Origin of the sequence: Acinetobacter sp. P1(2025) (genome assembly GCF_051390655.1) — a bacterium.
Classification (GTDB): Bacteria; Pseudomonadota; Gammaproteobacteria; order Pseudomonadales; family Moraxellaceae; genus Acinetobacter; species Acinetobacter junii.
This window is the reverse complement of the sequence record NZ_JBPKBJ010000002.1, coordinates 1-12,618: the sequence shown is the minus strand read 5'-3', so window position 1 is coordinate 12,618 and position 12,618 is coordinate 1. Positions and strand designations below refer to the sequence as shown.

The 12,618-nt window shown below is 37.1% G+C and carries 15 protein-coding genes and 1 CRISPR repeat array; all 15 genes read left to right on the top strand.

The features are described from left to right. The first annotated feature begins 10 nt into the window (after positions 1-10). Positions 11-496: a hypothetical protein gene (locus ACSC97_RS00735; RefSeq protein ID WP_436658690.1), complete on the top strand. Its 486-nt coding sequence runs from the start codon at positions 11-13 to the stop codon at positions 494-496. A 279-nt stretch (positions 497-775) separates the two neighbouring features. Next, positions 776-1,579, top strand: coding sequence for a single-stranded DNA-binding protein (gene ssb / locus ACSC97_RS00730; protein WP_436658688.1), 804 nt, complete (start codon positions 776-778; stop codon positions 1,577-1,579). Between the two features lie 342 nt (positions 1,580-1,921). Then, the gene (locus ACSC97_RS00725; protein ID WP_436658686.1) at positions 1,922-2,359 is read left to right on the top strand and encodes a hypothetical protein; all 438 of its coding nucleotides are present in this window, start codon (positions 1,922-1,924) and stop codon (positions 2,357-2,359) included. A 45-nt stretch (positions 2,360-2,404) separates the two neighbouring features. Next, on the top strand, positions 2,405-2,623 hold the full coding sequence (locus ACSC97_RS00720; RefSeq protein ID WP_436658684.1) for a hypothetical protein: 219 nt from the start codon (positions 2,405-2,407) through the stop codon (positions 2,621-2,623). Positions 2,624-2,684: 61 nt separating this feature from the next. Beyond that, positions 2,685-3,182: a hypothetical protein gene (locus ACSC97_RS00715; protein ID WP_436658682.1), complete on the top strand. Its 498-nt coding sequence runs from the start codon at positions 2,685-2,687 to the stop codon at positions 3,180-3,182. A 333-nt stretch (positions 3,183-3,515) separates the two neighbouring features. Then, a complete protein-coding gene (locus tag ACSC97_RS00710) occupies positions 3,516-3,773 on the top strand; it encodes a hypothetical protein (RefSeq protein ID WP_436658680.1) in 258 nt (85 codons plus the stop codon). 39 nt (positions 3,774-3,812) lie between these two features. Beyond that, positions 3,813-4,292 carry a hypothetical protein gene (locus tag ACSC97_RS00705; RefSeq protein WP_436658678.1) on the top strand — a complete coding sequence of 160 codons (480 nt, stop codon included), beginning with the start codon at positions 3,813-3,815 and terminating at the stop codon, positions 4,290-4,292. Positions 4,293-4,500: 208 nt separating this feature from the next. Beyond that, a complete protein-coding gene (locus ACSC97_RS00700; protein WP_436658676.1) occupies positions 4,501-5,235 on the top strand; it encodes a DUF2786 domain-containing protein in 735 nt (244 codons plus the stop codon). 299 nt (positions 5,236-5,534) lie between these two features. After that, positions 5,535-6,035 (top strand): hypothetical protein, encoded by a 501-nt coding sequence (locus ACSC97_RS00695; RefSeq protein WP_436658674.1) that lies wholly within the window; start codon positions 5,535-5,537, stop codon positions 6,033-6,035. A 545-nt stretch (positions 6,036-6,580) separates the two neighbouring features. Then, the gene (locus ACSC97_RS00690; protein WP_436658672.1) at positions 6,581-7,051 is read left to right on the top strand and encodes a hypothetical protein; all 471 of its coding nucleotides are present in this window, start codon (positions 6,581-6,583) and stop codon (positions 7,049-7,051) included. A gap of 1,150 nt (positions 7,052-8,201) precedes the next feature. Next, positions 8,202-9,023 (top strand): hypothetical protein, encoded by an 822-nt coding sequence (locus tag ACSC97_RS00685; protein WP_436658670.1) that lies wholly within the window; start codon positions 8,202-8,204, stop codon positions 9,021-9,023. Positions 9,024-9,034: 11 nt separating this feature from the next. Next, on the top strand, positions 9,035-9,559 hold the full coding sequence (locus tag ACSC97_RS00680) for a hypothetical protein (protein WP_436658668.1): 525 nt from the start codon (positions 9,035-9,037) through the stop codon (positions 9,557-9,559). 95 nt (positions 9,560-9,654) lie between these two features. Then, positions 9,655-10,122, top strand: coding sequence for a hypothetical protein (locus ACSC97_RS00675; protein WP_436658666.1), 468 nt, complete (start codon positions 9,655-9,657; stop codon positions 10,120-10,122). Between the two features lie 20 nt (positions 10,123-10,142). Next, a complete protein-coding gene (locus ACSC97_RS00670) occupies positions 10,143-10,538 on the top strand; it encodes a hypothetical protein (protein WP_436658664.1) in 396 nt (131 codons plus the stop codon). Between the two features lie 352 nt (positions 10,539-10,890). After that, a CRISPR array of direct repeats spans positions 10,891-11,338; the repeat unit is 28 nt; unit sequence GTGGCATATCACTTACGTGATTAGGTGG. Positions 11,339-12,134: 796 nt separating this feature from the next. After that, a complete protein-coding gene (locus ACSC97_RS00665; RefSeq protein ID WP_436658662.1) occupies positions 12,135-12,527 on the top strand; it encodes a hypothetical protein in 393 nt (130 codons plus the stop codon). The last annotated feature ends 91 nt before the right edge of the window (positions 12,528-12,618 follow it).

Below are 12,618 nucleotides of genomic sequence, written 5' to 3'. Positions count from 1 at the left end.
GGGGGGTAAAATGAAAGAAGTTTTTAGTGTTAAAAATATGCTAAGGGCGATTGTTTTTCCTGTGATATTTGGCGTGATCTCAATGATATTCATTAATATGATCATGCCTATCGCCAATCTAGATTTTATTGGAAGTTCAGAACAAACTAAATTCAATATAATTTTCCCAATTTTTTGTATTTTCGCAATGGTTGGGGTTGTACATATTTCTATGTTGATCACGTATAAACTCATACCCGAGAATAAGGAAATAGATACCGCATCTGTACCAAGAGCAAAAAGTAAAATTACCTTAAAAGATTGCTTGGTACTTGGGGCGATTGGTGTCATTTTAATAGCCTATTCCCTTATTTTTAGCATTTTTGATTTATCAACGATGCAAACAGTCGTTTACCTATTGTTTGGAATGTTCCTAATCTCATTTATTACGATCTTCCTTCGATTCTATGCTGCAAATAGAGAAAAAGAAAAAACGACCACCGATGAAGCTCCATAGACAAAAATCAACTTGCCTGTCACACGTGCGCCGTGTGGCATAGGCCATTCGCTTGCGCTCCCTTCGATCTTCGCTCCCGCTAGATCATCAACGGCGATCTCAAAGCGTTGGCTCCGACTTTGGCTCTTGGTGGTGGTGGGTTTAATATCGGTTATCTATATAAGTATCGGTTTTTGATTGGAAAAACTATAAAAAATAACCCATACATTTTTGCTAATTTCATTGTTTTAGTGTGGTATATATTATATAATTACCCTTATCAACTAGGGAGTAAACACCATGAAAACGATCAACACTATTACTTTACTTGGCAACATCGGCAAAGTTGAGATTGTCGAGTTCAAAGATGAATCAATCATCACCAAAATTTCATTAGCGACTAATAACCTTGTGGGTGGTGCAGAACAAACCCAATGGCATACCCTTGTCTTTAAAGGTCGATGCGCTCATGTAGTGTCTTTGCTTCAAAAAGGCGATCAATTGATGGTGAACGGAATGATGACTTATCGTTCTTGGAAAGATAATCACGGTCAATCACGTATTGCGCCCGAAGTCATTATTACGGATTCGGTAGGCGAGTTCTCAATTATTACAGGTCAAATCGGTCAAATTCCTGATCACCTAAAAACAAACTTCCAACGCCAAGCACCACAGCAACGCACACAGGCGCAACCACGCCAAGCACCGCAACAGCGTACCCAACCACGCCAACAAGCACCGCAACAGCGTCCACAGGCGCAACCACGCTACCAAGACCAATACCAAGATCAGTACCAAGATCAGTACCAAGATCAATACGACCCGCAATTTAATGATGGGCCGTTTGATAATGCGCCGTTCTTTGATGAAGAACAGTATGCGCCACAGCCACAGGCGCAAACACGCCAAGCACCGCAACAGCGTACCCAACCACAGGCACAACCACGCCAAGCAGTTTCAGCACCACGCCAAGCACCACAGCAACAGCAACAACAGCCGACCTACATTAACAACTCACAGCCACAGGCTCAAACAAGTGTTAAAGTTAATCAGGTCAGCTATGGCAAGCCAACAAACATTAGTTACAACTACAACAGCAATTAGTTGTAACACCACCCACCATTTAAAATGATGGTGGGATTCTCTTTAAACCCCGCCCCTAGTTTGATACCTAATAGGGGTTTGGCATCTCGCTCCATGCGAGATGTGTTTTCGGGCCTTCGCTTTCGCTCCGCACGATCTTCGCTCCCGCTAGATCATCAACGGCGATTTCAAAGCGTAATCCCCGACTTGGCTCTCAAGGGGCTAAATTTAGTATCAGGTATTCTAATAAGTTGCTGAATTTGTTTTAAATAATTACAAAAACAAGCAATACTTTTTTGTGAATTTCATTGTCTTAGTGTGGTATATATTGTATAATTACCCTATCAACTAGGGAATAACACCATGCAAGCAAATCTAACAATTAACGTAAAATCAAGAACCTCATTTGTTGTGGTCAATCATAATATTAATCGTAGCGGTAAAGGCTACCTCACTCAAATCAACAATAATGGCGTAAGTCCTTTAAGCACTGTGACAGGTGAATTGGTCGATCAGTTCATCAAAGTGAATCTTGATGTGTTCGCACAGTCTATGGAAGCCTATGCAGCCACCAATATTGCAAACAAAGTTCCTTTTGGAATTAAGTTCAATGATAAATCCCTTAATACAAACGATGCCTCAATCCCTGAAATCCTAGAAGCGGTTAAAACAGGTCAGTTTATCGTTGATGGTCAGGTTGGTATTGGTGCTGTTAGACGTATCGCAGCCATTGCAGGGCTACAAGTCGAACAGGTTTACAATAAAAAAGCGGTTACGGCTGTCACCCTAAAGGCTGAATAAGCCACCCCTTTAAAAAAAGTTACCCTTTTTGCCTAGCCACCCCCAATGGCTAGGTTTTTTTTGCCTGAAATTCCTGTCGCACGTGCGCCAAAAACCATTCGCTTGCGCTCCGCACGACCTCGCTACCGCTTGGCCATGAACAGCGATTTCAAAGCGTTGGCTCCGACTTTGGCTTTTGATGGGGCGAGTTTTAATATTGGGTATTCTAATAAGTGCCTGAATTTGATTGGAAAAACTTTAAAAATAATCCATACTTTTTTGTGAATTTCCTTGTTTTGGTGTGGTATATATTATATAATTGCATTATCAACTAGGGAATAACACCATGAAAACTTTAAACAAATCAGAACTTAAACAACACATCGAAAAATTAGCTCAAGCGAGAGCTAATTTCAGCAAAGAAGCTTTTTTGAGTTATATAGATGATTCAGAGGCTTTATTAAAGCGTCATATTCATACCATAATTGATGGTGATATGTTCGGTTTCCGCTTTACTGTTTCAAATGACCATAAAGCCATTGAACCAAACGCCGTTCAGCATCTTAAAGTTGGTCAGATCGTCACTTTTATCAATGACTACGGTTGTGCATTTCCAAATTTAAAAGTGCTTGGTTTTGACCATGATAAATACGGTAATACTGTTTACCTCAATACTGATGGTTATTGGGTTGGTCATCAAGCATCTAGCCTTGTCGTTCAAGATGGTTGGATCGGAATCACCCAAGATCAGATTGATTCAATCACCCAAGATCAGATTGATTGCTTTAAGCCTTACGATTACGAAATGAAAAAAGAACAATCGTTATTAAAGAAAGCAAGCTAATTGCTTTCTTTCCCTCTCAAATTCTCAATCATTAAACCCCGCCCCTAGTTTGATACCTAAAGGGGTTTGGCATCTCGCTCCGTGCGAGGTGTGTTTTCGGGCCTTCGCTCACGCTCATTACGACCTCGCTTTCGCTCGGCCACCAAGAGCGATCTCAAAGCATTAGCCCCGACTTTGGGTTTTGATGGGTTAGGTTTTAACATCGGGTATCCTAATAAGTACCTGAATTTGATTGGAAAAACTATAAAAATAATCCATACATTTTTGTGAATTTCCTTGTCTTGGTGCGGTATATATTATATAATTACTCTTATCAACTAGGGAGAAACGCTTATGTTTCACGGTAAAAATGCAATTCAATCAGAAGCAACTTACATTGCTTCTTTCATTGGCGAAAACAGTATTGCTTTGGATATTTACTATATCCGAGAGGAACACTGTCTTGCTATCGTTCATAGCGATAATGAGAGCCGTAACCGCATCATGTCGGTTGATACCTTAACTTCTAATCCTAGATTAGATGGTGATTGGCTAAGAGCTTGTGACGCTCTTAAATCCTACAAATACGCTCACCGAGCAAGCCTGAATTAATCAGGCTTTTTTTTTGTTATTTATTTAAGAGGTCAGCCTATGTTTATTCCTGAATTAGCCGTGATTACAAATATTATTATTCCGCAAAATTTGCGTGATGAAGTCCTTGAGATTGCTAAGGACTTGGAAAAAGATATGCCCTTAGATGATCAGTATTTTGAGGGTTTTCAAATTGAAAACGTCAATAGCAAAGGTGCGTTATTAACTCATTTACTTTTAGAAGATCAATTAAATGATTCGGGTGCTAGTCATGCTGAATTACTATCCAACAAACTTATAGAGCTTAAAATTCCACACAATTTCATTGTTAATGGTTCAGAAGAAAGACTGACTTTTATTAAGTTATATCGCCCTTCATCTGTTAATCGTGAAGAACTACAATGGTCGGCTTGCCTGAATATCGGTGATGATTCTCTATTTGTTGATGACCAACTCAAAAATAAGATTTCCAAATCAAGCGAGTTGCCACAATATTCAATTGATACCATGATCAAAACCATTTTTGCCGAGCTATATTAATAGCGAATCACGCCAAGCCTTGTACTTGGCAACCCAAAACCCGCCTTCGCTTTCGCTCCGCACGATCTACGCTCCCGCTAGATCATTAACAGCGACCTCAAAGCATTAGCCCCGACTTAGTTCTTGATCGGTTAGGTTTTAACATCGAATATTTTAATAAGTGCCTGAATTTGATTATAAAAATAACAAATAAAATCAATACTTTTTTGTGAATTTTATTGTTTTGGCGTGGTATATATTATATAATTACCCTTATCAACTAGGGAGTAACACCATGACTTATTTAAACAGTGAAATTATCGAAAAAATAAAAAAATGTTTTGAGCTATCAAATTCTAGCAATAAAAATGAGGCTGCTGTTGCTTTAAAACAAGCTCAAAAATTAATGAGCCTTTATAATATTTCTCACTTAGATATTGAAAAATCAAAGATCAAAATTAATGAATATCACCTGAATAAAAGAGTGAAAATTTGGGAAGCGCAATTAACGGCTAAAGTAGCCCAAATGTTTTATTGCGAGGTGGTTTATATTCAAACACCGAAAATGACTTATGCCTTGTTTGTTGGTAATAGCATTAATACTGATCTTGCACAATATACGCTAGATAGCCTATTAACCTTTGCCAAATATGATCGCAAAAAATTCCTTAGATCAATAAAAAATTATGGATATTCACCAAGCCGTAAAACAAAACTTGCTGATGATTATCTTTTTGCGTGGGTGGGTTCTGCTTTCCAAAATATTGAAGTAACACCTATTACAAGTGAAGATACAAATCTGTTCCTTCAAGCCCTTTATGATCAGCGAAAAATCGAAACGAGAACAAGTTTTGGACGTGAGCATAAGGTGAACGCTTTTGCTACTGCTAAAGGTCGAGAAGATGGTAGTAAAATTTCTGTGCGAAATGCTGTACCCAAAGGCAATCAAGCCTTGATCGCTTAATTTGGTTGAGCCTAGCTAATAGCTAGGCTTTTTATTTGTCGCAAAATAAAAATTTCTTTACGGCTTGCGGGTTCGCTTACGCTCCGCACGATCTTCGCTCCCGCTAGATCATTAACAGCGACCTCAAAGCATTAGCCCCGACTTAGTTCTTGATCGGTTAGGTTTTAACATCGAATATTTTAATAAGTGCCTGAATTTGATTATAAAAATAACAAATAAAATCAATACTTTTTTGTGAATTTCATTGTTTTAGTGTGGTATATATTATATAATGTCATTATCAACTAGGGAGTAACACCATGATTATTAATCAATCTTTTATCTTTATCAAAAAATCAAACAATGATTATTTAGTTCTAGTGATGGACTATCCAACATCACTAGGAAAAGTTTTAAACCATTTAGCCGACAATAATCTATTCAAAAAAGATGATTTGAATGTTGCCGATCTAAACCCTGATTTCCCTGATCAAATTCGCCTTACAACAGCGTCATTCTCTGAATTACCATCATTCTATGAAAACGTAACCAATATCAATCATCCGACCCAAGATTACGATGAGCTTACTCATACTCATACTTTCGATTATTTGATTGTAGATGCTTACGCATCTACAGTTACGCATGTTGCGGATTTTGATTTAAATGATTTTGATGGTGATGGTTCATTACCACAAGACACCACAGACCTTGAAACCTACATCAAAAATAATAAGGCTTCTTTGGCTCGATTGGCGGAAATCGAGCGTGAAAAAGCGGAGCGTTTAGAACTTCAAAGATCATCTGAATTGCCGTTCTAAACACTCAAAAATGTGAAGTGATAAAAATCACTTCACATTAAATCAAAAGCTCGGCATTCGCTGATTGCTCATACTTCTATAGGCTCATACGTCCATGTATTTCGCCATGCCATTTCAAACTTACAGAGCAGTTTTCAATGGGATTTAAGCGATTGTTTCCAACCAATCTTGGTTCACATAAAGTTTTTTTTAAGGTGAAGCAAAAAAAACATTTGTGAATGAAAACCGCCTGACATAATTTTCCCCTACTGAATCGGGTTCCCAAGCCTAATTCTAAGCCTACGGTTGCACCCGCCTAACGCCCCGCAGCCTTCGCTTTCGCTCAATACGACCTCGCTTCCGCTTGGCCATGAACAGCAAAAGCGTTTTCAAAGCAATGATCCCCGACTTGGCTCTTGAGGTTCTAAATTTAATATCGGTTATCTAAATAAGTGCCTGAATTTGATTGGAAAAACTATAAAAATAATCAATACTTTTTTGTGAATTTCATTGTCTTAGTGTGGTATATATTATATAATGTCATTATCAACTAGGGAGTAAACACCATGAATATTCAATCACTTCAATTACAAGGTAAAAATATTATCATCGTTGGTGATGATAGTTTTGTACTTCGTGCAGGGGTAAAGGGAATTAGTAATTTTAAGAATCCAATTATTATCCCTAAAAAAGATTTAAAAGCATCGTTACTTGATTTGCTTGATAACGATGAAAAAGCCTATGATGAATTTCTAGCTAAAACATTTGCTGATCTTGGGCGTGATTATTCGTTCAATAATTCAGAGCTAGAGGCAATTCAAACCTTATTACAGCAAGTAGATGGTGATAATAAGCTTATTTGCTTTAATTCAATCCGTAGTCGTCTATTACGCTCTCACCTATCTACACCGATACTTATTCTTAAAATGTTTCGTGCCATTGGTAAATATGCCAAATCCAATGAAGTATCAGCTAAATACGCTGACTATGTTGATGTAAAAAATGACATTGAACTTATTAAGGCTTGGTCTAACTAGGATCAAGCTAAAAAGTTATCCTTTTTTTGCCTAGTTACTCCAATGGCTAGGCTTTTTTTTGCCTGTCGCTCATGCGCCGTGTGCCAAAAAAGCCTGTCGCTTACGCTCTCTAGCCCTACGCTTCCGCTTGGCCATTAACGGCGAGTTCAAAGCATCACGCCCGACTTAAAACCTATGGTGAGAAGTCAGATACCCTTTATTTTTCGTGGTTCGGGATGTTGTTGTTTTTATTGGTTTTCCTGAATCGTTTTAAATTATTGGGGTAAAATGGGTTTATAGTCCTAAAACTATGTTTTATAATCTTTTTAGTCGCTAATGTTCTAGTGACATATCACTCATGTGATTAGTTGGATCTGCTTTCAAGGGGTGACGAGCCAAATTCAGTGACATATCACTCATGTGATTAGTTGGAGATGAAAGAAATCTTTAGAAATGAAGAAATTGTGACATATCACTCATGTGATTAGTTGGAGATCAACAAAGCAACGGCTTTCGTTAAAGCAGTGACATATCACTCATGTGATTAGTTGGTTATTCATCAATATGACTGCTTTTATTTGAGTGTGACATATCACTCATGTGATTAGTTGGACATTTAAATAATGTTGTAGATTCTAGTAATTGTGACATATCACTCATGTGATTAGTTGGTTATAAGGCACAGGTAAATCATTGGCGTTATCGTGACATATCACTCATGTGATTAGTTGGTTTTTCTTTGTTTCTCAAAGAAAGTAATTAGCGTGACATATCACTCATGTGATTAGTTGGCTAAACAGACTAATTTTGAAAATTGCTTTAATGTGGCATATCACTTACGTGATTAGGTGAACATGAGGAAATAATGGCGCACATGGCATTAAGTGACATATCACTTACGTGATTAGGTGAAGAAATAACTGTGCTACGACAGACACAGGGAGTAACATATCACTCATGTGATTAAGTGGATGGTAACTGCTATAAGTTTTCCATAAATGTGTGACATATCACTTACGTGATTAGATGGTATTACAACTGATTTTTCTAATCCTTCGAGTTGTGACATATCACTTATGTGATTAAAAACAATACATACATTTTTGTGAATTTCCTTGTCTTGGTGTGGTATATATTATATAATATTCCTATCAACTAGAGGAAAAACACCATGTTAGACACTATGAACGCCATTCCATCTTCGTTTATTTTTAACCGTGAAATGCCTTTACATGCACAAATTGTTGCTGAAATTAAAGCATTGGTTGAATCGTATCATTACAACTTAAAAGAATTACATAATTTCATTCAGACCCAAGCTTCAATAACTCAAAGCTCATTAGTTTTGCAGCGTATCTTGCAAAGTGACCCCTACTATATTTCACACAAAAAAGTGAATAAAAGTGCATTGGTTGAACACGCCATCTTAAATGCCACTCAAGATACGAATAAGTATTTTTGGGATATTGTCAAAGAGGCAATCTACGATAAATATTATCCATTCAGTAGTCTTGGAATAAAAGCTCAATTTTCTTATCAAAACTATACGAGCAACTATAACGGCGCACATTATTTAGATTTCACTTTAGAAAATGTTGTCGCTTTTTTGGATGACTATGTATTCCAACCTGTCACAAAAGAAATCGCCGTGTCTGTGCTGAATAGCTTTAAAGATCAGTTTGGTGAGGATGCGATCTACTTTGCTGTAGAAGATGTTAAATACTTCGTGAAAGAGTTAAATACTTATAGTGGTCACACCGATCTATTAATTTCCTTGATGTATCTGCATTATTTAGAACAAGATAGCTCTCAAGATTGGTTAAACTTCATTAATTCATACCACTTAAAGTTTATGAATGATGCTGATAATAATCTTTTCCGCATCAAAAAAGGTAAAGAGCCGAATGATACCGCTATTACCTTTAAACAGCCCTTAGTGGCGTTATTTGAGAAATATACGACTGCAACCACAAAATCACCTGAAAATGTATAAGGAAGCCAACCATGCGATTTAAAGCCCTATTTAAAGCTATTGATGCGAGTTTGGAGCCTCAAGTGGTTGTTTTGACCGTTGCTGACGATCAAGCCTACCTTTCCCCCGACTTTCTTGGAGCAGCTTCATCAAAGTTGGATAACCTTAAGGCAATGTCAATCTTGGGGTTGTTACAGCACCGTTTTGACATTGTGAATATGGAAAGTTCTGAAATTGGTAAGGTTTACCAACAGTACCTTACAAGTAAAGATCATATTATTGTCGATCAGGTGACTTATAGCTTGAACGATATTGAAATATTGGCCTTTGGTTCAGAGCCATTTGATAAAAAGGCACAAAGCTTTTCAGATGTATATATGCAGATGTATGTTGAATCTATTTCAGGATTAGCTACTGATGATATTGTTTGGATTTATGAACAATCCAAAACTGTTCCTATTGTGGCTAACTACCTAGCTGATTTTCACAAGGACGCATTAAGCAAATTCCATTACGAGTTAAATGAATCGGAAGCGGTTATTTTCGCTAAAATATAAATCCTCAAACACAGTTAAGGCGATTGTTTTAACTGTGTTTTTTCAATACTCTAGTAGCAAGTTGAACACATAAAATTCACATGAAAGGAATAACAATGTCCAATCCGAGTTTGAATGACTTTCGCAACATGGCAGCGACAGCAAGGGAGCTAGATGAACATGCGCCAAAAGCTGAAATAGCCATTGCGATTGCCATGTTTGCTTGTTTTAAATTCATCTATCTTTTCACTACAAATGCATTAGTCGTGATGAAGAATGAGCATAATATTTTCTTGAAAGTATTTTATACATTCCATTACTACACCACAGTACCGTTACTTGATCTTGTTTTTAATTCTTATTTTGCCGTATTTAATATTTTAGTTCGATTTTCATTTATTGGGCCGATCTTAAGCTATGTGATTACAACGATTTTCTTTCTTGCCATTATTGTTTATTTGTTTGTCAGCATATTCTTGGTGTTTAGAGTGTTGTTTCAGGGGTTCCCTGCTCTTGTTGGTGGGTTTCTCTTACTGTATATCCCTTCGCTCATTTACTTTATGTATGTAGCGGTTTTGCGCTAAATTTAGGTTAGGTTGTAAAAATGAATAAAGAGCTATTATCTGAAAGCTTGCTCACTGTATTTGCAATGATCCTTGTTCTTATGGGGTTAAACTATTATGCCTTTAAGGATTTAGATAAGAGCAAGCAGCTTAAGTCGATTACGGATAAAGATGTTGCTGTGATCTCAAAAGAGTTCGGTCATAAATTTAAGTTTGTTAAAGCGGATATGTCAGCCTGTGTATCCAAAGATGATCCTGATAAACCTTATACCCGCTACGACTGTAATGTGTTTCTCTTGGTTCAGGATGATAAAGGTAAATATTTAAACTTACGTTTTGATGGTATTTATGATTATTGGAATGGTATGGGGGAAATGTTTGATAACCCATTGCGCTATTACAATCGAAAAACCTCATTTTTGGATTCAATGAAATAACTCCAACGCAAAACCCAAATTTCTGTTTTTTTGATATAATTAACAACTTAAGCCTATTTGCCTAGCCCTTTCCATCGGCTAGGCTTTTTTTTGCTTGTCGATCATGCGCCGTGTGCCAAAAGCCTTCGCTTGCGCTCTCTAGCCTTACGCTTCCGCTTGGACATTAACGGCGAGTTCAAAGCATCACGCCCGACTAAAAATTCATGGTGAAACGTCAGATACCCTTTACTTTTCGTGTTTCGGGATATTGTTGTTTTTATTGGTTTTCCTGAATCGTTTTAAATTATTGGGGTAAATTAGGTTTATAGTTCTAAGGCTATGTTTTATAATATCTTTAGTCGCTAAAGTTTTAGTGGCATATCACTTACGTGATTAGGTGGAAGCAAAATTGACTACAACAAGCCTATTCGTGGTGGCATATCACTTACGTGATTAGGTGGTTTCCCGATAATCGAGTCGGTATCTGAATAAAGTGGCATATCACTTACGTGATTAGGTGGATACAGCTTGCCTCATTTCTGATGGACGGGTAGTGGCATATCACTTACGTGATTAGGTGGAAGGTACTGTATGCTTTCGTAGTTTTCCCGAAGTGGCATATCACTTACGTGATTAGGTGGTTTGTGGTCTGTAGGATAGATGTACATATAGTGTGACATATCACTTATGTGATTAGGTGGTCGGGGTTGTATTGATTACCTAGTAGCACACAATGACATATCACCCATGTGATTAGGTGGCATCTTTTTTCGTATTTGCATATAAATTTAAAGTGACATATCACTTATGTGATTAGGTGGCATTATCTTTGGTTCTGATTGATTAGCAATCAATAACACATCACTTATGTGATTAATAACAATCAATACTTTTTTGTGAATTTTATTTTCTTATTGCGGTATATATTATATAATTAACCTATCATAACCGTAATTTTTAATAGATAAAAACATGCAGGGCCAAGAATGGGTGATGTGTGCTGATCTTAATCATGTTGTTCACGTGGCAAAGGTTATAGATGGTAAATACAAGCCAATTTGCTCAAGCCGAGCAAGACGCTTAACTATTAAAAATAAAGCATCGGAAATTACTTGCCCCGACTGCTCTTACATTTATCGACCTCAATAGTTTAAATAATCACAACAAAAGCAATTTACCTATGCGCCGTGTACCTATCACGGCGTTTTAGCGAGTTCAAAGCTCAAACCCCGACTTAAATTCTATGGTGAAAATTCGATTCCATGTTTTATAATGGCTATTGGTGGCACATCACTTATGTGATTAGGTGAAATGCACTAACTGTTGTGCGAGTAACGCTTTTTCGCCACATCACTTATGTGATTAAATGAAGTAAATTGACTTGCCATTAATGCAGTAGAGCAAGATATATCACTTATGTGATTAACTGATATTACGCTGATAGAGGTGTCAGTTGCTCAAGCTGATTTATCACCCATGTGATTAACTTTTTTAAGATAGCTTGAAATTCAAAGCCTACATGACAACTTGTGTCGTATATAGCTTGTTGGTTCAAATCTTTGTTATTGATTCTGTGATATAAATTATCACAAGCAAATAATATCAGGGCCACCCACAATGTCAGATCAAGCTCCGTTCTTTATAATTCAACATACCTACGTTGGCTCACACCCACACTTAAGTAGAAATATTGATTCAGATTTTGCTTTTATCTCAAATAATCCTGTATATCTAAAACACGATGAAATCACATACAACGGTGCTGATTTTTCTTTTAATGAAGATGATTATGACTCTAGCAGACTGATAAATGATGAGTATTCCGATGATGAATGGAAAATCTCTGTTTTCGGTAAATACAAAACCTTTGAAGATGCCCAAAAAGCGATACCCGAGTTACTAGGCGAGGTTCGCTATGCCAATCCATATAAGGATGATCCTGTATTAGCGCACCCTGAAAGTGTTTATTACCGTTTTAATAGTCTATTCCGTTATTTAAAACCTACTTAAACCTACTTACGTGGGTTTAATGTTTAATTCCTACTTCATCATCAAGAACCAATTGCTATTGCGCTTGGGATTACCTCAATTCCATAGGCTG

Bases quoted from the DNA above. Each gene is read 5' to 3' on its own strand.
- ACSC97_RS00735 (WP_436658690.1), top strand. From the start codon at position 11: ATGAAAGAAGTTTTTAGTGTTAAAAATATGCTAAGGGCGATTGTTTTT.
- ssb (WP_436658688.1), top strand. From the start codon at position 776: ATGAAAACGATCAACACTATTACTTTACTTGGCAACATCGGCAAAGTT.
- ACSC97_RS00725 (WP_436658686.1), top strand. From the start codon at position 1,922: ATGCAAGCAAATCTAACAATTAACGTAAAATCAAGAACCTCATTTGTT.
- ACSC97_RS00720 (WP_436658684.1), top strand. From the start codon at position 2,405: ATGGCTAGGTTTTTTTTGCCTGAAATTCCTGTCGCACGTGCGCCAAAA.
- ACSC97_RS00715 (WP_436658682.1), top strand. From the start codon at position 2,685: ATGAAAACTTTAAACAAATCAGAACTTAAACAACACATCGAAAAATTA.
- ACSC97_RS00710 (WP_436658680.1), top strand. From the start codon at position 3,516: ATGTTTCACGGTAAAAATGCAATTCAATCAGAAGCAACTTACATTGCT.
- ACSC97_RS00705 (WP_436658678.1), top strand. From the start codon at position 3,813: ATGTTTATTCCTGAATTAGCCGTGATTACAAATATTATTATTCCGCAA.
- ACSC97_RS00695 (WP_436658674.1), top strand. From the start codon at position 5,535: ATGATTATTAATCAATCTTTTATCTTTATCAAAAAATCAAACAATGAT.
- ACSC97_RS00690 (WP_436658672.1), top strand. From the start codon at position 6,581: ATGAATATTCAATCACTTCAATTACAAGGTAAAAATATTATCATCGTT.
- ACSC97_RS00685 (WP_436658670.1), top strand. From the start codon at position 8,202: ATGTTAGACACTATGAACGCCATTCCATCTTCGTTTATTTTTAACCGT.
- ACSC97_RS00680 (WP_436658668.1), top strand. From the start codon at position 9,035: ATGCGATTTAAAGCCCTATTTAAAGCTATTGATGCGAGTTTGGAGCCT.
- ACSC97_RS00675 (WP_436658666.1), top strand. From the start codon at position 9,655: ATGTCCAATCCGAGTTTGAATGACTTTCGCAACATGGCAGCGACAGCA.
- ACSC97_RS00670 (WP_436658664.1), top strand. From the start codon at position 10,143: ATGAATAAAGAGCTATTATCTGAAAGCTTGCTCACTGTATTTGCAATG.
- ACSC97_RS00665 (WP_436658662.1), top strand. From the start codon at position 12,135: ATGTCAGATCAAGCTCCGTTCTTTATAATTCAACATACCTACGTTGGC.